The following is an 18328-nucleotide window of genomic DNA, read 5'->3' on the forward strand; positions in this document are numbered from 1 at the left end:
CGGCTTGCGACGATTCCAGTAGCCTCCCCCCGCCCTTTGCCCTAAGCCTCAACGGCTTGCCACCGGTTCCGGCAGGCTCGATACTGCCGGCAACGAGGCAAGCCCGAGACACAACGGGCTCTGAAGGAGGGGAGTTTCCATGGAGCGTATCTGGCTCAAGCAATATCCGCCCGGCGTGCCCGCTGATATCGAGCCGACGCAATACGCATCGCTGGTCGACCTGCTGGAGGAGAGCTTCACCAAGTTCGCCGACCGCAAGGCCTTCATCTGCATGGACAAGGCGATCAGCTACCGCGACCTCGATCAGATGTCGCTGGCGCTTGCGGCTTACCTGCAGGGCCGCGGGCTGCAGCGCGGGGCACGCGTCGCGATCATGATGCCGAACGTGCTGCAATATCCGATCGCGACCGCCGCCGTGCTGCGCGCCGGCTTTGCGGTGGTCAACGTCAACCCGCTCTACACGCCGCGCGAGCTCGAGCACCAGCTCAAGGATTCCGGCGCCGAAGCCATCATCGTGCTCGAGAATTTCGCCCACACCGTCCAACAGGTGATCGCCAAGACGGCGGTGAAGCACGTCGTCGTCGCCAGCATGGGCGACCTGCTCGGCTTCAAGGGCGTGATCGTCAATCTCGTCGTCCGCCGCGTGAAGAAGATGGTGCCGGCCTGGTCGCTGCCGGGCGCGGTGCCCTTCAACGAGGCGCTTGCGGCCGGCCGCGGCATCACGTTCAACAAGCCAAAACTGTCGCCCGGCGACGTCGCCTTCCTGCAATATACCGGCGGCACCACCGGCGTCTCCAAGGGCGCCACCCTGCTTCACCGCAACATCGTCGCCAACGTGTTGCAAAACGACGCCTGGCTCCAGCCGGCGCTCAACGCACCGCCGCACATCGAGCAGCTCCTGATCGTCTGCGCACTGCCGCTCTATCACATCTTCGCGCTGACGGCCTGTTACCTGCTCGCGGTGCGCGCCGGCGGCTGCAACCTCCTGATCCCCAACCCGCGCGACATCGCGGGCTTCGTGAAGGAGCTGGCGAAGTACCAGGTCAACAGCTTCCCGGCCGTGAACACGCTCTACAACGGGTTGATGCATCATCCCGACTTCAAGAAGCTCGACTTCTCCAAGTTGAAGATCTCCAACGGCGGCGGCATGGCGGTGCAACGCCCGGTCGCCGAGCAGTGGCGGGCTGTGACCGGCTGCTTCATCGCCGAAGGCTACGGCCTGTCGGAGACCTCGCCGACCCTCACCTGCAATCCGGCGACCACGACCGAGTTCTCCGGCTCGATCGGCATCCCCGTGCCCTCGACCTGGCTCTCGATCCGCGACGACGACGGCAACGAATTGCCGCTCGGCCAGCCCGGCGAGATCTGCGCCAAGGGCCCGCAGGTGATGACGGGTTACTGGAACAGGCCGGAGGAGACCGCCAAGGTGATGACGGCCGACGGCTATTTCCGCACCGGCGACATCGGCGTGATGGACGAGAAAGGTTACACCAAGATCGTCGACCGCAAGAAGGACATGATCCTGGTCTCGGGCTTCAACGTCTATCCGAACGAGATCGAGGAAGTGATCGCGAGCCATCCGGGCGTGCTCGAATGCGCCGTGATCGGCATCCCCGATTCCAAATCGGGCGAGGCGGTGAAGGCCTTCGTGGTGAAGAAGGACCCGAACCTTACGGCGGAAGACGTCATCAGGTTCTGCCAGGAGCAGCTCACCGGCTACAAGGTGCCCAAGCACATCGAATTCCGGACCGACCTGCCGAAGACCAATGTCGGCAAGATCCTGCGCCGGCAGTTGCGCGACGAGAAGAAGGCGGAGGCGGCGTAAATCGCGCCGCTTTAGTCCATGATTGAAGTGGCCGACATCGGACCGGCCGGCATTCTCGCCTTTTGGCGCGAAGCCGGCTACGACCGCTGGTACAAGCGCGACGACGTGTTTGACACGGAAGTCAGGCGCCGCTTTCTGGATCTATGGCGGAAGGCCGCCGCCGGCGAGTTGGCATCCTGGGAGGCGACCGACGATGGTGCGCTGGCCCTCGTCATCGTGCTCGACCAGTTTCCCCGCAACATGTTCCGCGGCGATCCCATGACGTTTTCCAGCGACGCGCTGGCGCGCGAGGTGGCCCGCCGCGCGCTCGCCCGCGGCATGGACAAGCGGATTGATCCGATCCTGCTCGAATTTCTCTATCTGCCCTTCATGCATTCCGAGCATCTGCCCGACCAGCAGCATTGCGTTGAGCTGTTCCGGCAAATCGAGGACAGCGAGAACCTGAAATACGCCGAGGAGCACGCCGACATCATCCGCCGCTTCGGCCGCTTCCCCCACCGCAACCACGTCCTGGGGCGAAAGACCACGGAGGAGGAGCAGGCGTTCCTCGACAGTGGCGGCTTTGCCGGCTGATGACATCACGGTGAAGGGCCGCAACCTTCGCCGCCAGGCACATTGGAAATATTGTGCGGCCCGGCCGCCCGGTCTACAAAGCGGAACCGATTTCCAGGGAGACTGACGATGGCGATCCAGATTGGCGACAAGCTGCCCGAGGCGAAATTCCGCGTGATGACGGCGGAAGGCCCGCAAGTGAAAAGCACCGACGATATTTTCAAGGGCAAGAAGGTGGCGCTGTTCGCGGTGCCCGGCGCCTACACCGGCACCTGCCACAAGATGCATCTGCCGAGCATCTTCCTCAACGCCTACGCCATGAAGGACAAGGGCGTCGACACCATCGCGATCGTATCCGTCAACGACGCCTTCGTGATGAACGCCTGGAAGCGCGACACCGACCAGCGCGACGAGGCGACCTTCCTCGCCGACGGCAATGCCGACTTCACCAAGGCGATCGGCATGGAGCTCGATGCCTCCGCCAACGGCCTCGGCATCCGCTCCAAGCGCTACTCGATGCTGATCGAGGATGGCGTGGTCAAGAAGCTGAACCTCGAAGCGATGCCCGGCAAGGTCGAGGTGTCCGGCGGCGATACGCTGCTGGGGCAACTGTAAGGCGAGACGAGCCTCGCGCTACGTTTACGACTGTCATCGCCCGCCTTGTGCGCAATTACGCACTGGAGCGGGCGATCCAGCATTCCAGAGGCTTCGAGATTCACAACGCCGCCGCGGTCTACTGGATCGTCCGGTCAAGCCGGGCGATGACGCCTGAAGACATGGTGGCGATGAAGACCTACTCCGTCACCCTCTGCTGCAACCTCGCCTTCACGATCCCATCACGCGCCAACTGATCCGCGCGCTCGTTCTCGGGATGCCCGGCGTGGCCTTTGACCCAGTGCCAGCGCACCTCGTGCTGCTTCAGCGCGGCATCCAAGCGCTGCCATAGCTCGACATTCTTGACCGGCTTCTTGTCGGCGGTGCGCCAGCCGTTGCGCTTCCAGCCATGGATCCAGCCGGTGATGCCCTGACGGACATACTGGCTGTCGGTGTAGAGATCGACCGTGCACGGCTTCTTCAGGGCTTCGAGTGCCGAGATCGCCGCCATCAGCTCCATCTGGTTGTTGGTGGTGTGGCGCTCGCCGCCGTTCAGCTCCTTCTCCTTGTCGCCGAACTTCAGGATCGCGCCCCAGCCGCCGGGCCCGGGATTTCCCGAGCACGCGCCGTCCGTGTAGATGGTGACGTTGGGAAGTTCGCTCACGCGACGAGTCCTGACGGCATCAGCCCGTAGTCGCGCACGCTCGAGACGCTCTGGTGGAAGCGCAGCTTGCGGACATATTCCAGGGGATCCTTGGGGCGCACCAGCGCACCGGGCGGCACGTTGAGCCAGTCGACCAGCCGCGTCAGCAGGAAGCGGATCGCGGCGCCGCGCGCCAGAAGCGGCAGCGCGGCCTCTTCCGCCTCGGTCAGCTTTCGCACGCGACCGTAAGCATTCAGGAAGGCGCGCGCCTTGGTGACGTTGAAGGAATGATCGGCCTCGAAGCACCAGGCGTTCAGGCAGATCGCGATGTCATAGGCCAGCATGTCGTTGCAGGCGAAGGTGAAGTCGATGATCCCCGAGAGCTGGTCGCCGAGAAAGAAGACGTTGTCGTTGAATAGGTCGGCGTGGATCACGCCCTCCGGCAGCTGCGTCGGCCAGACGCCGCTCTCGAGATGGTCGAGCTCGGCGGCGAGAAACGCACGCAGGCCCGGTTGCACCTCGTCGGCACGGACGGCGGCCTGATCGAACAACGGGCGCCAGCCGGAGACGGAGAGCGCATTGGCGCGCCGAACCGCGAAGTTGGCGCCGGCCAGGTGCATCTTCGCCAGCACCTCGCCGACGCCGGCGCAATGCGCGGCGTTCGGCTTGCGCGGCCAGACGCCTTCGAGAAAGGTGATGATCGCCGCGGGCCTCCCTGCGAGCTCGCGCAGCGCCTCACCGTCCCTGCCCTTCACCGGCAGCGGACAGTTGATGCCGTGCTCGGCGAGATGCGTCATCAGCGCGAGGAAGAACGGCAGATCGTTCTTCGCCACGCGCTTCTCGTAGAGCGTGAGGATGAACGAGGCCTTGCTCGTATGCAGCAGGAAGTTGGAGTTTTCGACGCCCTCGGCGATGCCCTTGTAGGAGAGCAATTCGCCGAGATCGTACTGATTCAAGAATTCCGCAAGCTCGTCGGCGGCGACGTCGGTGTAGACCGCCATAAAGAGCTACTCGGCAGCAGCTTCGGGGCGCACCGAGCGCGGCAGCGGGAAGAACTCGTTCTCTTCCGCGGCCGAGACCGTCTCCACATGCAGCGTATAGCGCTCGGCGAAGGCGTCCATGATCTCCTCGACGATCACTTCGGGCGCGGATGCGCCCGCGGTGATTCCGAGGCTCGTGATGTTGCCGAACTTGCTCCAGTCGATGTCGGCGGCGCGCTGCGCCAGCACGGCGACCTTGCAGCCTTCGCGCTCGGCGACCTCGCGCAGGCGCTGCGAGTTCGACGAGTTCGGCGCACCGACCACGATCAGCGCATCCACCACCGGCGCCACCTTCTTCACTGCGAGCTGGCGGTTGGTGGTGGCGTAGCAGATGTCTTCCTTGTGCGGCCCGTTGATGTTCGGGAAGCGCTCCTTGAGCAGCGCCACGATCTCCGCGGTGTCGTCAATCGACAACGTGGTCTGGGTCACGAAGGCGATGTTGTTCGGGTCCTTCGGTGTAATGGTCTTGGCGTCCTCGGCGGTCTCGATCAGGGTCACGGCGCCGGGCGGAAGCTGGCCAAGCGTGCCGACCACCTCGGGGTGATGGGAATGACCGATCAGGAAGATCTCGCGGCCACGCTTGAAGTGGATCGCGGCCTCGCGGTGGACCTTCGTCACCAGCGGGCAGGTCGCGTCCAGCGAGAACAGGTTGCGGGACTGGGCGTCGGCAGGAACCGACTTCGGCACGCCATGGGCCGAGAACACCACCGGCGCGGTGGTGTTTTCCGGGATTTCAGCCAGTTCCTCGACGAAAATGGCGCCCTTCTTCTTCAACCCGTCGACGACATATTTGTTGTGCACAATCTCGTGGCGAACATAGACCGGGGCGCCGTACTTATCGAGCGCCCGTTCCACGGTGTCGATGGCCCGCACCACGCCCGCACAGAAGCCGCGGGGAGAACAAAGCACGATCTTGAGGTCTGGTTTTGCTGACATGAAGCGATCTCGGGACCGAATCACCCCTCGGGCAAAAGGCCGGGGCGTGGTCGATGGATTGAATAGGGCTTAGGTACGGTCTGCTCGGACTTTACAGGGACTTGGGCCCCCTTTCGGGCGCTGTCAAGGCACTATCTATAGCAGAACCATTGCGTAATTGCCCCCCGGCGGCTTATATAGGGGTTAATTCCCGTCATCGCTGATGACCACCGGTTTCGCCTCCAAAGGGGTGGGCGAAGCACAAAGGAGATTTGCCATGAGCAACGCACCTCTGATGCCCAAGGCGACTGCCGTCTGGCTGCTCGATAACACGGCGCTGACCTTCGACCAGGTCGCCGATTTCACCAAGATGCACCCCCTCGAGGTGCGCGCGATCGCCGACGGCGACGCCGCCCAGGGCATCAAGGGCATGGATCCCCTTTCCAACGGCCAGCTGACCCGCGAGGAGATCGAGAAGGGCGAGAAGAATCCCGACTACCGCCTCCGCCTCCAGGAGAGCAAGGTGGTGCTGCCACCCCAGCCCAAGCGCAAGGGCCCGCGCTACACCCCGGTGTCGCGCCGCCATGAGCGCCCGAGCGCGATCCTCTGGCTGCTGCGCAACCACGCCGAGCTCAAGGACGCCCAGATCATGCGCCTGGTCGGCACGACCAAGAGCACGATCGCCAGCGTGCGCGACCGCACCCACTGGAACACCGCCGGGCTGACGCCGATCGACCCCGTCACGCTCGGCCTCTGCTCGCAGATCGAGCTCGATTTCGAGGTGCAGCGCGCGGCCAAGGAAAAGCCGATCGACGCAGCCTATGGCGGCGCCACGCTGCTGCCCGCCTCCGAGACCACCCGCAAGGACGAGTTCGAGCCCTCCGAGAAATCGAGCGACGACCTCAACGTCGACGCCGTGTTCGCCAAGCTCAAGACGCTCGGCGGCAAGAAGCAGGACGAGGAGGAGTAGTCCTCAAGTCTCTCTTCGATCGATTTGAACGCGGCGGGCACCCCGCCGCGTTTTTGTTTTGTCAGCCGCTGAACAACGGAGCACGCCACGCCCTCCGGGGTCGTCCTGGCGAAAGCCAGGACCTCCGCGCGAGCGCTTGCGCTCGTCGCGATTACCCCAAGGGAGTAGTTTGGCGAAGATTCGTCGTTCGGTACGCCCGCCAGGACGACGTTGGGGAAGCACCGTGCCCTCCCCCAACCTCAGAACTTATACGTCACACCACCACCGACCAGCCACGGGTCGATATGCGCCGTGCCGCTCACCGGCAGCCCAGAGACCGTCGCGGTGTAGTCCGGCCGCAGCCAGAGCTTCTTCACGTCGACGTTGAGGCCCCAGTGGCGATCGAGCATGTAATCGAAGCCGAACTGCACGGCCGCGCCCCACTGGTTGCTGACATGCAGGCCTGTGGTGGTGGCGACGATCGCGCGGGGCCCGGCGATGGCCGCCGGCACATTGGCGGCCGAGTTGTTGAAGAACACGGTGTAATTCACGCCGGCGCCGACATAGGGCTTGAACGCGCCGAAATTGTCGAAGTGATATTGCAGCGTCAGCGTTGGCGGCAGCAGCGTCGTCTTGCCGATCGGCAGGCTGGCGAGCGAACCGGTGCCGGTGATCGAATGACGCGTCACGCCGAGGATCAGTTCGGCCGCGATGTTGTTCGTGAAGAAATAGCTGATGTCCAGTTCGGGTACGACCTGGTCGCTGATCGACAGACCCGAATTCGGCGAGGAAAGCGACGGAACGCCCGCGACATTGACGCTGCTGCCGCTGGCATCCGGCAGGACACCGAGCGCGCGCAGGCGGATCATCCAGGGATTGACGGCTTCCACCGGCGGCGCCTTCCTGTAGACCGGCAGGTCGGCGGCTTCCGCCGACACAATAGTCCCCGCAACCACCACACCAAGCGTCGCGAGCCGCGCCAGGTTTCTTATCGTACTTTGCATTGCATTCCCCTTCAGCCATGTCCGCGCTTCGTTGCGCGACATGCGCGTCAGAGCAGAAAGGGGATGGAGAAGGATTTGATGCCGATCAAATCAGGCGACGCGCGCCACAATTTGGCCGCGGCGTTGCAGATGCGTCACGATGAACGCGAATGCGAGCGAATGGCGCGGGAGCCGTCAACGTGCGGCTCGCGCGAACGGCAAATCAGCCCAGCTCGATCGTGTCGTCGATCTCGTGGACGAGTCCGACGCTGTCGATCGTCAGCACCATCTTCGCGTTGAGCTTCTCATGGCCCGTGATCCGGCCCGCCGCGATCGCGTCGCGCACGGCCTTCTCGATCTCGCGCTGCGAGGTGACACCGACTTGCTTCAGAAATTTACGCAGGCTGGTATTGAACTGGTCTTCGTTCATGACGGCCTCCGTCGACCGGGGCGGCTCACGGCCGTTCCGGGTGGTTCAGCATGTACTCGCCGAGGTCGCGCTGGCGGCGGTCGGCGCGGGCGGTGGCGGCGTTGCGCTGGACGTCGCGATCCTTGCGGCAGGCGACGTATTCGGGCGAACCGGACGCGTAGCCGCGGCTCTGGCAGACCGCATCGTCGTCGTCACCACCCATCGCCACCGGCGTCTGGTAGCGTGCCGAGCACGCGGAGAGAATGAGGCCCGCAAACACAATCGCAAGAAACGGCTTCGAATTCATGGCAGGCCTTTCATCCTCATGGTGAGGAGCCCGCGCAGCGGGCGTGTCGAACCATGCAGGCCCGGATGCAGCAGCGGGGCCTTTCATCCTTCGAGACGCGCGCTAAGCGCGCTCCTCAGGATAAGGGTTGAGCGGAAAAATGCGGCCTATTCAAGCCCCGTGAGGTTGTCATTCCGGGGCGATGCGACGGGACCGCGCAAGCGCGGCCCGGAATGACAGGTCAAACCTCACACCCGCCCCTTCAACGCGTCCCCGATCTCGTCGAGCACCTTGGGGTCCTCGATCGTGGCCGGCATCGCCCAGGGCTCGCCGTCGGCGATCTTCTTGATGGTGCCGCGCAGGATCTTGCCCGAGCGTGTCTTCGGCAGGCGGCCGACGGTGATGGCGAGCTTGAAGGCGGCCACGGGGCCGAGCTTGTCGCGCACTAGTGCGACGATCTCCTTCTCGATCTCGGCAGGCGGCCGTTTCACGCCCGCCTTGAGCACCAGGAAGCCGCAGGGCACCTCGCCCTTGATTGCATCCTTGATGCCGAGCACGGCGCATTCGGCGACATCCTGGTGCGAGGCCAAAATCTCTTCCATGCCGCCGGTCGAGAGGCGATGGCCGGCGACATTGATGATGTCGTCGGTGCGGCCCATGACCCAGACGTAGCCGTCCTCATCCTTGTAGCCAGCATCGGAGGTTTTGTAGTAGCCGGGGAATTCGGTGAGATAGGCCTCCTTGAACCGCTCGTCCTGATTCCACAGCGTTGGCAGGCAGCCCGGCGGCATCGGCAGCTTGATGACGATCGAACCCATGGTGTTGGCGTCGACGGGCTTGGCCGCTTCATCCACCACGTCGACCTGGTAGCCCGGCATCGGCACGGTCGGCGAGCCGTGCTTCACCGGCAGCATGCCGAGGCCCACCGGATTGCCGGCGATGCACCAACCGGTCTCGGTCTGCCACCAGTGATCGATCACCGGCACCTTCAGCTGCGCTTCGGCCCATTCGACCGTCGGCGGATCGGCGCGCTCGCCGGCGAGGAACAGCGTGCGGAATTTGGAGAGGTCGTACTGCCGGATGAACCTCCCCTCCGGATCCTCCTTCTTGATCGCGCGAAACGCAGTCGGCGCGGTGAAGAAGGCCACCGCCTTGTGCTCCGAGATCACGCGCCAGAACGCGCCGGCATCGGGCGTGCCGACCGGCTTGCCCTCATACATGATCGAAGTCGCACCGTGCAGCAGCGGCCCGTAAATGATGTAGCTGTGCCCGACGACCCAGCCGATGTCGGAACCGCACCACCAGACCTCGCCGGGCTTGACGCCGTAGAGGTTGAACATCGACCATTTCACCGCGACGAGATGGCCGCCATTGTCGCGCACGACGCCCTTGGGAATGCCCGTCGTGCCCGAAGTGTAGAGGATATAGAGCGGATCGGTGGCGGCGACCGGCACGCAAGGCGCGCGCTTGCCGTCATTGATCGCCTTGCGGCGCAGGCTCGCCCAGTCGTAGTCGCGCCCCGGCGTCAGATCGCAAATGAGCTGGGGACGCTGCAGGATGATGCACGCCTTCGGCTTGCTGCTGGCAAGCCTGATCGCCTCGTCGAGCAGCGGCTTGTACTGCACGATGCGACCGGGCTCGATGCCGCAGCTTGCCGACAGGATCAGCTTGGGCTGGGCATCGTCGATGCGGGTGGCGAGCTCCTTGGCCGCGAAGCCGCCGAACACCACGCTGTGGACCGCGCCGATACGGGCGCAGGCGAGCGTCGCCACCACGGCCTCCGGCACCATCGGCATATAGAGGAGGACGCGCTCGCCCTTTGCGACGCCGAAATCCTGCATGATGGCGGCGAGCGCCTGTACCTCGGCGAGCAGCTCGGCATAGGTGAATTTCCTGGTGCTGCCCGTCAGCGGCGAATCATGGATCAGCGCGACCTGGTCGGCGCGGCCGCGTTCGACGTGACGGTCGAGCGCGTTGTAGCAGGTGTTGACGATGCCGCCGGTGAACCAGCGGCCATAGGTCCCCTGGGTGGCATCGAAGATCTTTTTCGGAGCCTCGATCCAGTCGATCTCCCTGGCAGCCTCGGCCCAAAACCCCTCGGGATCGGCGAGCGAGCGCGCATACACCTCGTGATACCTGCTCTTACCCTGGACGTTCATACCCGCGCTCCCGTTCCCTTTATTTGCCTGGCCTCGACCTTGTGACAGGACAGCCGTCCCGCCATGACCCGGATCAAGTGCCAGCCTTGTTTGACGGGTATTTTCCCGGGAACGGGCCGCGGTTCAAGCTGAAAAGGAGGATGTACTGTCTCCCTCTGCCCATTCTTACGGGGAAAGGGTCGGGGCGAGGGGCTGCATCCGCAATCACGATGAAAGCTGGACTCGCGGAAGGTCCCCCTCACCCGGAATTTGCTAGGCAGGTTCCGGCCTCTCCCCGCAGGCGGGGAGAGGCGAAGACCGCGACCGTCGAACGCTCGTCAGCTCTCCATCGCGTTCAGCCGCTGCAGGCGATCCTGCATGACCTTTCTCAGATCATACCCCGGACGGCCGAAGCTGGCGTTGCGGGTGGCGAGGAAGTCGCGCTGGCTCTTGCGCAGGTCATTCGCCGAGCGTTTATTCGCCGCCTTCAGCACGCGCTCATAGGTCTCGGCGATCTGGCGGTCGAGCACCCCGAGCTGCGGATCGGCGCAGATCACCTTCTCGACCTCGCGCCTCGCCGTCGCGCAATCGAACGACGGCCCGTTGCCGGAATTCGTGGCCAGGGGGCGTTCCGACTCGTCGCCGAATTTTGCGATCTCTGCCATCATGGTGCGGCGGCCGCCGGCGGCGTTCTCGTTGCCGGGATCGAGCCGCAGCGCGGTCTCGTAATCGGCCAGCGCGTTCCTGCGCTCGCCCATCTTCTTGTAGAGCACCGCGCGGTTGTTATAGGTCTGCGCGAAATTCGGATCGAGTTTCAGCGCAGCCTCGTAGTCGCTCAGCGCAGCGCCAAGCTCGCCCTTGAGCTGGTAGGAATCGCCGCGGTTGGTGAAGAAGTTCGGCCGCTGTGCGAGGCGCAGCGCCTGGTCGTAATCGGCGATCGCCTTGTCGTACTCGCCCATCGCGGCGAGCGAGAGACCGCGGTTGTCGTAATATTCCGGCACCTTCGGATCGAGCTTGATCGCCTCGCTGTCGTCGGAGACCGACTTGTCGAGCTGCCCGAGCTGCTTGTAGGCATTCCCGCGATTGGTGTAGGTGCGCGGCCGCTTCGGATCGAGCCGCAGCGCCTCGTCGAAATCCTTGATTGCCTTCTCGTTGTCGCCGCCGAGATGGAAGGTCACGCCACGGTCGGACCAGGCCTGCGCGTAGTCCGGCTTGAGCTTGATCGCCTGGTCGAAATCGGCGAGCGCGCGGTCAAGCCTGCGCTGATTGATGTAGACGACGCCGCGTAGCTCATAGGCTTCGGCATCCTGCGGATCGAACTCGATCGCCTTGCTGAGGTCGGAAGCGGCACGGTTGAGATCACCACCGGCGCGGCGCAGGAGGTCGCCGCGCGAACGCCAGGCACGCGCATTCCTGCCGTCGAGCGCGATGGCGCGGTCGAGGTCCCGCAGTGCTGCGGTCTGACCGCCGGAGGTTCGAGCGTTGGCGTCGGCACGAACGACGAGCGCCGCGGCGCGATCGGCATTTGGATTTGCGGTCTGGTCGATGATGGTGCTGCAGGCCGAAATCAGGTCGGTCGGCTCGGCCTTGCTGCCGGACGCGCAGTTGACACCTGTTTCCCCGTCGGCCGCGGCGGCAGGACCAGCAAGGAGAAGGCTCATGGCCGCGCCGAGGAAGCAGGCGCGCAGTCTGCGCATCGCAAGAGAGGGCATTTGCGCGGAAGACTGCGTGCCGCACATGAGAAAGCTCCGTGACATCAGGTTTTCACACCATTGTCGCGGTGACGCAGGGTTCGGTTCAAGCCGCGACCTCCCGTGAGGGGCGGATCGCCCTTCGCACTCCCTCTCCCCGCCTGCCGCGAGAGGGTGGGGTGAGGGGGAGCCTCCGCGGGGACGGTGAGAGCTGGAATCGCGGAGACCTCCCCTCACCCGGAATTTGCTCTCGCAAATTCCGGCCTCTCCCCGCACGCGGGGAGAGAGGCGAAGACATCCTCAATACCCATCCACCCCGTTCAGCCGTTGCAGCCGGTCCTGCATCGCTTTCTTCAGGTCATAACCCGGCCGGCCAAACTCGGCGTTGCGGCGGGCGATGAACTCGTCTTGCTCGCGCTGGAGCACCTTGGCCTCCGTCGGGCCGCGCGCTTCGCGGATGACGCGCGCGTTCAAGGCGTAGATCTCGCGGTCGAGATCGGCGAGCTCACGATTGGCGCAGATCGCCTTCTCGACGGCACGGCGAACGCGGGCGCAGTTGAAGCTGGGCTTGCCGGCGACCGCCATCTGCGCCCCGATGCGCTCGAGCTCGCGGGCGATCGCCTTGTGATTGGCCTTGGCCTTCTCGTGGTTCGGATCGAGCTTCAGCGCCGCACCGAAATCGTGCACGGCCTTGGGCCGGTCGCCCTTCTTCAGCCACAGCTCGCCGCGCGCATTGAAGATGTCGGCGAGCGTGGGATCGAGCTGCAATGCGCGGCTGTCGTCGGCGATCGCACGGTCGATCTGGTCGTGGCGCGCATAGAGCGCGGCCCGCGCTGCAAGCGCCTTGACGAGGTCCGGCTTGGCCGTCTTCTCGTTGTCGATCACATCAGCGCAGGCCGACGTTGCCTTGTCCATGTCATCGGCGGCCGCCGCAGCCAGGCACGGCGCGATATCGACCGGCGTGACGGCAACCGGCTCGCCGCCGGTGGCGGCATGGGCCGGACCGACAGACAGTGCGCCGAACAACGCGGCGGCACCGAGCCATTGAATCAGAACGCAAGCGCGCATCGTCTTCGTGATCGGAATGTCTCGCCTTGTCGCCATATTGTCCATTATACGGCCGGATTGATGCTAGCCTGTAGCATCGCTCAAACTATCTCGGGGCTTCGTCGTGTCGACATTCGAATGGGTCATCGCGCTGCTGCTCGGCGCCGTTGCATTATCGGCGGCAGCGCGGCGGATCAAGGTCCCCTACCCGACCTTTCTCGCCATCGGCGGCGCCCTGATCGCCTTCGTGCCGAACAGCCCGTCCTGGACGCTGGAGCCCGATTTGGCATTGGCTCTTTTTGTCGCACCGGTGCTGCTGGATGCCGCCTACGACACCTCGCTGCGCGACCTCCGCAAAAACTGGGTTCCCGTCTCGACCCTGGTCGTCGCCGCAGTCGGCCTGACCACGGTCGGCGTGGCATATGTTGCGCACCGGCTGGTGCCGGACATGCCCTGGGCCGCCGCAATTGCGCTCGGCGCGATCGTGGCGCCGCCGGATGCCGCGGCCGCGGTCGCGATCCTGAGCCAGGTGAAGCTGCCCCACCGTATGGTGAAGGTGCTGGAGGGTGAAAGCCTGCTCAATGACGCGAGCGCGCTCCTGATCTATCGCATCGCGGTCGGCGCGGTCGCCATCGAGCATCTGAAGTGGAGCCAGGTCGCGCCGACGATTGCGCTGGGGCTGGTCGGCAGCGTCCTCGCCGGTCTCCTCGCAGCCCGCATCATCCCGTTGTTCCTGGAGCGCGTCACCGAGGCGCCGAGCGCGATCATCGTCCAGTTCGCAACCACCTTCTTGATCTGGATCACTGCCGAGCATCTCGGGCTGTCCGGCATCCTCACCATCGTGGTCTACGCCATCACGATCGCGCGCACGGCGCCGGCGCGGATACCGGCGCGGCTGCGGGTGCCGTCCTATGCGGTGTGGGAGACGATGGTGTTCGTGCTCAACGTGCTCGCCTTCATGCTGATCGGCATGCAGATGCGGCCGATCTGGTCGCGGCTCGATCAGGACGTGCGCTGGGAATACTGCGTGGCGGCGGCCTGGATCCTGCTCACGGTCATCCTGGTGCGGCTCGCCTGGGTGACGTTCTATCGCACGACGCTGCGCGTGCTGATCACGCATGACCTCTATCATCCGAAAGATCCGAAGGCGGTCGCCTCGCCCAAGGGCGGCCTCATCATCTCCTGGTGCGGCATGCGCGGCCTCGTCACGCTCGCCACCGCCTTCGCGCTGCCGGAAAACTTTCCCCATCGCGACTTCATCGTCTTCATCGCTTTTGCGGTGGTGCTGGGCTCGCTGGTCGTGCAGGGCCTGACGCTGCGGCCGCTGATCCTGGCCTTCGGCCTCAAGGACGACGATCCCGTCGGCGTGGAGGTCGCGCGCGCCCGCGCGGTTGCCTATCGCGCCGCGCTCGATGCGATCGACGACGATCCCTCGGAGGAGGCGGAGATCCTGCGGCTCGAATACCGCGCGATCCTGATGCAAGCCGAGAACGATCCCGACGGCGGCATCGCCGACGGCCGATTGCCCGCCGATCCGCTGCGCCTGCGCGCCATCGAGGCAGCGCGAAAATCGATCTTCGACCTCCGCGCCACCGAGGTGATCGGCGACGACGCGTTCCACCGGCTCGAGGAGGAGCTCGATCGCGCGGAGTTGAGCGCGGGGGGATGATCACTCGATCCTCCACACACTCCGCCGTCGTCCCGGATCTGCGCTCGCTTGTCCGGGACAGCGTGAGGAGGTTGGCCGCCGCCTCACATTCAACTGTCGTCCCGGCGAAGGCCGGGACCCATAACCACAGGGAGTAGTTTGGCGAAGGCTCGTGGTTATCAGTCTCGCGCCACAACTACGCCCTGTGTTATGGGCCCCCGGGCTCGCGCTACGCGCGCCCCGGGACGACGGCGGAAAATGCGGCGCCGTCTACGCCCCCGCCTTGCACGTGATCCCGCCGTCCACCACCAGCTCGATCCCCGTCACGTATTTCGACTCGTCCGAGGCCAGGAACAGCGCCGCATTCGCGACGTCCCAGGCGTCGCCCATGTGGCCCATCGGCACCTGGGCGTCGCGGGCGCGCCACATCGCTTCGACATCGCCCTTGGCGTAGCTCGACGCGAGGCCTGCGGAATGCGCGACCATCGGCGTCTTCATCAGGCCGGGCAGGATTGCATTGACGCGCACATGGTGGCGCGCGAACTCGATCGCGGTGGTGCGGGTCATCTGGTTCATCGCCGCCTTCGAAGTGCCGTAGGTGACATAGGAGATGCCCATATGGCGGATCGAGGCGATCGAGGAGATGTTGATGATCGAGCCGCCGCCCTGCTTCACCATCACGGGGATGACGTGCTTCATGGCGAAATAGGCGCTCTTGAGGTTGACGCTGAAGACGCGGTCCCAGCTCTCCTCGGTCACCTCGACCACGCTGCCCATCTCGGCGATGCCGACATTGTTGTCGAGCACGTCGATACGGCCGTAAGCCTTCAGGCACGCCGCGACCATCGCCTCGATCTCGCTCGCGCGCGACACGTCAGCCGTGAACGCGGTCGCCTTGCCGCCCTCGTCCGCGATGATCTTCGCGGTCTCTTCGGCGGCGGCGCCGTTGCGGTCGACGCAAAACACCTGCGCGCCCTCGCGCGCAAAGGTCACGGCGGTCGCCTTGCCGTTGCCCCAGCCCGGCCCGATCGAGCCGGCGCCAACCACCATCGCAACCTTGCCCTTGAGCCGATCCATCGTGGTCTCCCTTATTGCTGTTGTTGTTCGCAGATGCTCATCTTGGTGACGTTAGCACCGATCGGATGCCCGATGATCTCCGACAATGTCTGGCAGGCGCCATCATGGCACAACCGCCATTCGCCGGCGGCGCCGGAATTGCCGAGCACGACCTCCTGCATGGGTGCGCGTTTCGGCTGCCACTGAAACCAGCCGTCGACGAGCCGGGCTTGCGGCGGCGGCTCCATGCCGGCGCCCGTGCCCTTCACCCGTGCCTGCACCAGCTCGAGACCGGCCGGCGTGACGCGCCAGTCCTCCTGCCATTCGATCTTCTCGATCGAATGCGTCCAGGCAAGCGTGAAGGCGGTCAGCGCCAGCGCCTTCACGCCGCCCGCTGTGGCAAAGCAGAGGCTCACACCGCCTCGACCACTGCCGGCGGCCGCTGCCNGCCACTGCCACAGCACGAGCGCCGCAGAGAGCACGAAGCCCGCGGTGTCGCTGAACGGGAAGTCACCGAGCAGGCAGAGCGCGGCGCCGAGCGCCGCCGCGCGTTCGACCAGCGTCAGCCGCGTGAACAGGAAGCCGATCGCCACCATGCCGAACAGACCGATCGCGACCAGCGCCTTGAAGGTCGCCAGCGCCACCGCGCCGTAGAAGCCGAGCTGCGCGGCCATGGGATCGCCGGCCTGCAGCATCAGGGCGGGCGAATAGACGAAGATGAAGGGAATGACGTAGCCGGCGAGCGCGATGCGCATCGCTTCCCAGCCGATCTTGTCCGGATTCTCCTTCGCGATCGGCGCCGCCGCAAGCGCGGCCAGCGCGACCGGCGGCGAGAGGTCGGCCATGATGCCGTAGTAGAACGCGAACATGTGGCTCGCGATCAGCGGCACGCCGAGCTTGGCGAGCGCGGGCGCGGCGAGCGCCGCGGTGATGATGTAGGTCGGGATCGTCGGGATGCCGGTGCCGAGCAGGATCGACAGCAGCATGGTCATGATCAGCGCCAGGAACAGGCTCTTCTCCCCGAGCCCGATCACCCAGCTGCCGAAGATGGTGCCGACGCCGGTCTGCGACATCATGCCGATGATGACGCCGACGATGGCGCAGGCCATGCCGACGGTGATGGCGGATTTCGCACTCTCGGCCAGCGCATCGCGGCAGGCGCGCAACGCCGCGAGGCCGCCACGCACGAACGCCGTGATCACGATCAGCCCGACGACGACGCTCGCGACCGGCACGATCTGCAGGCCGTCACGCGACAGCGCGGCGACGACGAGCGCGAGCCCGATCCAGAAGATGTAGCGGATGACCATGGAGGAGGCGCCGGCGGTGATGCTGGCCCCGAGGATCAGCGTCACCGTGAGCGCAAGGCCCATGCTGCCGGCATAGAGCGGCGTAAAGCCTTCGAACAGCATGTAGACGAGCGCGGCGAGCGGCAGCACGAGATACCAGCGCGTCACCAGCGCCTTCCAGGCGCTCGGGATCTCCGCGCGCTTCATGCCGACAAGGCCATACTTGCCGGCTTCCAGATGCACCATCCAGAACGCGGAGGCGAAATAGAGCATGGCTGGGATCGCAGCGGCTTTGACGATCTCGGAGTATTGGACGCCGAGCGTCTCCGCCATGATGAAGGCGACCGCGCCCATCACCGGCGGCATGATCTGTCCGCCCATCGACGCAGTGGCTTCGACGCCGGCCGCGAAGGCGCGGCGGTAGCCGAACTTGATCATCAGCGGGATCGTGAACTGGCCGACGGTGACGACGTTGGCGACGCCGGAGCCGGAGATCGTGCCCATCATGCCCGAGGCGAACACCGCGACTTTCGCTGGACCGCCGCGGGTGCGGCCGAACAGGCCGAGCGAGACATCCGTAAAGAGCTGGATCATGCCGGCGCGCTCCAGGAACGAGCCGAACAGGATGAACAGGAAGATGTAGGTCGCCGAGACGTAGATCGGCACGCCGTAAAAGCCTTCGGTGCCGAACGACAGATGCGTGATGATCTGGTCGAAGTCATAGCCGCGATGGTTGAGCGGCGACGGCAAATATTGGCCAAAGAACCAGTAGACCAGACACGCGCCGCACATCAGCGGCAGCGCCGCACCCATCAGGCGCCGCGTGCCCTCGAAGATCAGCACCGCGAGCAGCGTGCCGACGGCGAGATCGAGCCGCGTCGGATCACCGTCGCGCGCTATCAGGTCGGCGTAGAAGATCCACTGGTAGAGCCCGCAGAGGAAGCCGGCGCCGCCGACAAGCCAGCCGAGCGCGCGACTGAAATCGCTCTTGGCGGTGAAGTTGGCGATCAGGCCGAAGGTGAGCAGGATGAGGAAGCCGACATGGACGCCGCGCACCACCTGGCTCGGCAGGTAGTTGAAGGCGGCGACATAGAGCTGGAACGAGGCGAAAGCGATGCCGATCCAGTAGGCGAGATTGCCCCACCAGCCCGGGCCGAACCCTTCCGGAAAACCATGCTCGAAATTGTCGAATTCAACCTTGATGGGCGCTTGTTCGCCCTCTGCCTGCAACATCGATGTTCCCCGCGCCCATCACCTGTGGCG

16 protein-coding genes and 1 pseudogene are annotated in these 18328 nt (G+C 65.1%); 5 read left to right on the forward strand and 12 right to left on the reverse strand.

Features of this window, described 5'->3' with window-relative positions; all coding sequences use genetic code 11:
* The first annotated feature begins 139 nt into the window (after window positions 1-139).
* From AXW67_RS28270 to AXW67_RS28280, 3 genes are all read left to right on the forward strand, one after another.
* Window positions 140-1825, forward strand: coding sequence for a long-chain fatty acid--CoA ligase (locus AXW67_RS28270; protein WP_063680528.1), 1686 nt, complete (start codon window positions 140-142; stop codon window positions 1823-1825).
* 18 nt (window positions 1826-1843) lie between these two features.
* Window positions 1844-2398 (forward strand): DUF924 family protein, encoded by a 555-nt coding sequence (locus AXW67_RS28275; protein ID WP_063680529.1) that lies wholly within the window; start codon window positions 1844-1846, stop codon window positions 2396-2398.
* Between the two features lie 108 nt (window positions 2399-2506).
* Window positions 2507-2992 (forward strand): peroxiredoxin, encoded by a 486-nt coding sequence (locus AXW67_RS28280; protein WP_063680530.1) that lies wholly within the window; start codon window positions 2507-2509, stop codon window positions 2990-2992.
* A 178-nt stretch (window positions 2993-3170) separates the two neighbouring features.
* Here the strand turns inward: AXW67_RS28280 and rnhA are convergent, their stop codons facing one another.
* The 3 genes from rnhA to ispH are packed head-to-tail and all read right to left on the reverse strand — an operon-like array spanning window position 3171 to window position 5590.
* A complete protein-coding gene (gene rnhA, locus AXW67_RS28285) occupies window positions 3171-3635 on the reverse strand; it encodes a ribonuclease HI (protein ID WP_063680531.1) in 465 nt (154 codons plus the stop codon).
* Window positions 3632-4615 carry a homoserine kinase gene (locus tag AXW67_RS28290; protein WP_063680532.1) on the reverse strand — a complete coding sequence of 328 codons (984 nt, stop codon included), beginning with the start codon at window positions 4613-4615 and terminating at the stop codon, window positions 3632-3634. Before AXW67_RS28290 ends, rnhA begins: the two co-directional genes overlap by 4 nt.
* A gap of 6 nt (window positions 4616-4621) precedes the next feature.
* Window positions 4622-5590: a 4-hydroxy-3-methylbut-2-enyl diphosphate reductase gene (gene ispH, locus AXW67_RS28295; protein WP_063680533.1), complete on the reverse strand. Its 969-nt coding sequence runs from the start codon at window positions 5588-5590 to the stop codon at window positions 4622-4624.
* A gap of 256 nt (window positions 5591-5846) precedes the next feature.
* On the opposite strand from ispH, the gene AXW67_RS28300 reads away from it, so the two are divergent.
* Complete coding sequence (locus AXW67_RS28300) at window positions 5847-6539, forward strand: DUF1013 domain-containing protein (RefSeq protein WP_027552297.1); 693 nt, start codon at window positions 5847-5849, stop codon at window positions 6537-6539.
* 239 nt (window positions 6540-6778) lie between these two features.
* Here AXW67_RS28300 and AXW67_RS28305 read toward each other — a convergent pair whose 3' ends face one another.
* The 6 genes from AXW67_RS28305 to AXW67_RS28330 all read right to left on the reverse strand — a co-directional run bounded on the left by AXW67_RS28305 (window position 6779) and on the right by AXW67_RS28330 (window position 13093).
* Window positions 6779-7522: an OmpW/AlkL family protein gene (locus tag AXW67_RS28305; protein WP_063680663.1), complete on the reverse strand. Its 744-nt coding sequence runs from the start codon at window positions 7520-7522 to the stop codon at window positions 6779-6781.
* Between the two features lie 202 nt (window positions 7523-7724).
* Entirely contained in the window at window positions 7725-7931 is a 207-nt protein-coding gene (locus AXW67_RS28310; RefSeq protein WP_063680534.1) for a DUF6494 family protein, read from the reverse strand.
* 25 nt (window positions 7932-7956) lie between these two features.
* Window positions 7957-8217, reverse strand: a complete 261-nt coding sequence (locus tag AXW67_RS28315; RefSeq protein WP_035684761.1) for a hypothetical protein — start codon at window positions 8215-8217, stop codon at window positions 7957-7959.
* A 227-nt stretch (window positions 8218-8444) separates the two neighbouring features.
* Window positions 8445-10355 carry a propionyl-CoA synthetase gene (locus AXW67_RS28320; RefSeq protein ID WP_027552293.1) on the reverse strand — a complete coding sequence of 637 codons (1911 nt, stop codon included), beginning with the start codon at window positions 10353-10355 and terminating at the stop codon, window positions 8445-8447.
* A gap of 317 nt (window positions 10356-10672) precedes the next feature.
* Window positions 10673-12073 carry a tetratricopeptide repeat protein gene (locus AXW67_RS28325; RefSeq protein WP_063680535.1) on the reverse strand — a complete coding sequence of 467 codons (1401 nt, stop codon included), beginning with the start codon at window positions 12071-12073 and terminating at the stop codon, window positions 10673-10675.
* Window positions 12074-12325: 252 nt separating this feature from the next.
* The gene (locus AXW67_RS28330) at window positions 12326-13093 is read right to left on the reverse strand and encodes a tetratricopeptide repeat protein (protein ID WP_063680664.1); all 768 of its coding nucleotides are present in this window, start codon (window positions 13091-13093) and stop codon (window positions 12326-12328) included.
* 103 nt (window positions 13094-13196) lie between these two features.
* On the opposite strand from AXW67_RS28330, the gene AXW67_RS28335 reads away from it, so the two are divergent.
* A complete protein-coding gene (locus AXW67_RS28335) occupies window positions 13197-14741 on the forward strand; it encodes a cation:proton antiporter (RefSeq protein WP_063680536.1) in 1545 nt (514 codons plus the stop codon).
* Between the two features lie 249 nt (window positions 14742-14990).
* Here the strand turns inward: AXW67_RS28335 and AXW67_RS28340 are convergent, their stop codons facing one another.
* The 3 genes and pseudogenes from AXW67_RS28340 to AXW67_RS28350 all read right to left on the reverse strand — a co-directional run.
* Window positions 14991-15797, reverse strand: coding sequence for an SDR family NAD(P)-dependent oxidoreductase (locus AXW67_RS28340; protein ID WP_063680537.1), 807 nt, complete (start codon window positions 15795-15797; stop codon window positions 14991-14993).
* Between the two features lie 11 nt (window positions 15798-15808).
* A complete protein-coding gene (locus AXW67_RS45105; protein ID WP_063680538.1) occupies window positions 15809-16192 on the reverse strand; it encodes a DUF1850 domain-containing protein in 384 nt (127 codons plus the stop codon).
* Window positions 16193-16224: 32 nt separating this feature from the next.
* Window positions 16225-18298: pseudogene (locus AXW67_RS28350) on the reverse strand (TRAP transporter permease); the annotation flags it as partial.
* Window positions 18299-18328 lie beyond the last annotated feature (30 nt).

The sequence above is a fragment of the Bradyrhizobium neotropicale genome, from assembly GCF_001641695.1.
In the GTDB taxonomy this organism is placed as follows: domain Bacteria; phylum Pseudomonadota; class Alphaproteobacteria; order Rhizobiales; family Xanthobacteraceae; genus Bradyrhizobium; species Bradyrhizobium neotropicale.

Bases quoted from the DNA above. Each gene is read 5' to 3' on its own strand.
- AXW67_RS28280 (WP_063680530.1), top strand. From the start codon at position 2,507: ATGGCGATCCAGATTGGCGACAAGCTGCCCGAGGCGAAATTCCGCGTG.
- AXW67_RS28275 (WP_063680529.1), top strand. From the start codon at position 1,844: ATGATTGAAGTGGCCGACATCGGACCGGCCGGCATTCTCGCCTTTTGG.
- AXW67_RS28315 (WP_035684761.1), bottom strand. From the start codon at position 8,217: ATGAATTCGAAGCCGTTTCTTGCGATTGTGTTTGCGGGCCTCATTCTC.
- AXW67_RS28300 (WP_027552297.1), top strand. From the start codon at position 5,847: ATGAGCAACGCACCTCTGATGCCCAAGGCGACTGCCGTCTGGCTGCTC.
- AXW67_RS28325 (WP_063680535.1), bottom strand. From the start codon at position 12,073: ATGTGCGGCACGCAGTCTTCCGCGCAAATGCCCTCTCTTGCGATGCGC.
- AXW67_RS28290 (WP_063680532.1), bottom strand. From the start codon at position 4,615: ATGGCGGTCTACACCGACGTCGCCGCCGACGAGCTTGCGGAATTCTTG.
- AXW67_RS28305 (WP_063680663.1), bottom strand. From the start codon at position 7,522: ATGCAAAGTACGATAAGAAACCTGGCGCGGCTCGCGACGCTTGGTGTG.
- ispH (WP_063680533.1), bottom strand. From the start codon at position 5,590: ATGTCAGCAAAACCAGACCTCAAGATCGTGCTTTGTTCTCCCCGCGGC.
- AXW67_RS28270 (WP_063680528.1), top strand. From the start codon at position 140: ATGGAGCGTATCTGGCTCAAGCAATATCCGCCCGGCGTGCCCGCTGAT.
- AXW67_RS28320 (WP_027552293.1), bottom strand. From the start codon at position 10,355: ATGAACGTCCAGGGTAAGAGCAGGTATCACGAGGTGTATGCGCGCTCG.
- AXW67_RS28310 (WP_063680534.1), bottom strand. From the start codon at position 7,931: ATGAACGAAGACCAGTTCAATACCAGCCTGCGTAAATTTCTGAAGCAA.
- AXW67_RS28330 (WP_063680664.1), bottom strand. From the start codon at position 13,093: ATGCGCGCTTGCGTTCTGATTCAATGGCTCGGTGCCGCCGCGTTGTTC.
- AXW67_RS28340 (WP_063680537.1), bottom strand. From the start codon at position 15,797: ATGGATCGGCTCAAGGGCAAGGTTGCGATGGTGGTTGGCGCCGGCTCG.